Genomic DNA, 1820 nt, shown 5'->3' with positions numbered 1-1820 from the left:
CTAGGTGGCTGGTGTTAAACGGGGTCAAGTCACCCGTGCGATGAATATAGCTTTGTTTCTATTTTGGTTAGTTTGCTGGGATGACGTTGGGTAGGGCGTCGCAGCAGTCGGACCCCGCGGATCCGGTCAGGCGGTTCTGCGGGGCGGCTCTCGCCCCGAACTCGATCTTCGTATTCCTCGATCAGCACCGGGACCGACTATTCCCCGATGATCTGTTCAGCGACCTGTTCGCGCTGGTAGGTCGCCGGTCAGTGCCGCCGTCACTGGTCGCGACGGTGATGGTCCTGCAACGCTTGGAAGGGTTATCGGACCGCGAGGCCGTCGACCGGTTCACCTTCGATGTCCGCTGGCGGTACGCGGCCGGGGCCGGTGGCTTCGACGGCAGCGGCCGGGCCGGGTTCGCCCACACTGTGCTGGTCGACATGCGGGAACGGCTGCGCCGGTCCGACCGGCCGGACCGGATCTTCGAGGTCGCTCTCGCGGCGGCCCGTGAGGCCGGGTTGCTGGGCCACCGCCGGGTTCTGGACTCCACCCCCTTGTACGACGCGGTCGCCACCATGGACACGGTCACTCTGATCCGCTGCGCGGTCCGCGGCCTGCTCACCGCCGCCGACCCCGACCTGGCCGCTGTCCTGCGAACGGTCCTGACCAGCGGCGACGACTACACCACCACCGGCAAACCGGTGGTCGACTGGGACGACAAGGCCGCCCGCGAAGCGTTGATCGATTCCCGGGCCCGTGACGGTCAGGCCCTGCTGGCCGCCCTCGACGGGCGTGAGGACCTGCCTGAAACCGTCATCCAGGCGATGACACTGCTGGCGACCGTGCTCGGCCAAGATCTGGAGACCGGCGACGACGGGATACTGCGCATCGCCCGGAAAGTCGCTGCCGACCGGGTGATCTCCACCGTCGACCCGCAGGCCCGGCACGGCCACAAAACCCAGCACCGCGGCTTCGACGGCTACAAAGGCCACCTCGCCCTCGACCCGGACAGCGAGATCATCACCGACACCCAGGTCACCCCGGGCAACACCGGCGACGCCACGCCCACCCCGACCCTGATCAGCGACCTCACCGACCCGCCCGCCGACACACCCGGCACCACACCGGCTGGTGACCCGGCGGTCTACGGCGACTGCGCTTACGGCGCCGGCGAAGTCCTCGCGTTGCTCCACGATGCCGGCATCGATATCAAGACCAAGGTCCAGGCACCGGTCGCTCCCGGCGGCAGGTTCACCAAGGACACGTTCACCATCGACCTCACCACCGCAACGGTGACCTGCCCGAACCAGGTCACCATCACGATCCGCCCGATCACCGGCCATCCCCGGCATGCCGGCCAAGCCGACTTCGGCGCAGTCTGCGCCGACTGCCCGCTGCGCGCCCAGTGCACCACGTCCAAGACCGGCCGGCACATCACCATCAGCCGCTGGGAGACCTACCTGGTCACCGCCCGCACCCGGCAGCAAGATCCCGGCTGGAAGGCCGACTACCGGGCCACCCGACCGAAAGTCGAACGCAAGATCGCCCACCTGATGCGCCGCCGTCACGGCGGACGCCGCACCCGCATGCGCGGCCTGCAACGCGTCGCCGCCGACTTCAAACTCCTGGCAGCCGCCACCAACATCGCCCGGCTCGCCACCCTCGGACTCACCCACCAACCCCAAGGATGGGCCCTCACCTGACCGGCCGAGAACCACCTCCACCAGGCACTATCCAGATCGACGGCCGCCGCTGTCTCTCACCCGCAGCAGCCCACAAAGACCGACGCGGGTTGATCAGAAACTCTGATCAACCCGCGTTTAACACCAGCCACCTAG

At 67.8% G+C, this 1820-nt stretch carries 1 protein-coding gene; it reads left to right on the top strand.

The features are described 5' to 3' along the window. Positions 1–80 precede the first annotated feature (80 nt). A complete protein-coding gene (locus BC793_RS48545; RefSeq protein ID WP_203896704.1) occupies positions 81–1685 on the top strand; it encodes an IS1182 family transposase in 1605 nt (534 codons plus the stop codon). The last annotated feature ends 135 nt before the right edge of the window (positions 1686–1820 follow it).

Source organism: Actinoplanes xinjiangensis, from assembly GCF_003148685.1.
Lineage (GTDB): Bacteria > Actinomycetota > Actinomycetes > Mycobacteriales > Micromonosporaceae > Actinoplanes > Actinoplanes xinjiangensis.
The sequence above is the reverse complement of the archived record's forward strand: the minus strand, read 5'-3'. Positions and strand labels throughout refer to the sequence as shown.

Coding starts and splice junctions, on each gene's coding strand:
- BC793_RS48545 (WP_203896704.1), top strand. CDS start 81: ATGACGTTGGGTAGGGCGTCGCAGCAGTCGGACCCCGCGGATCCGGTC.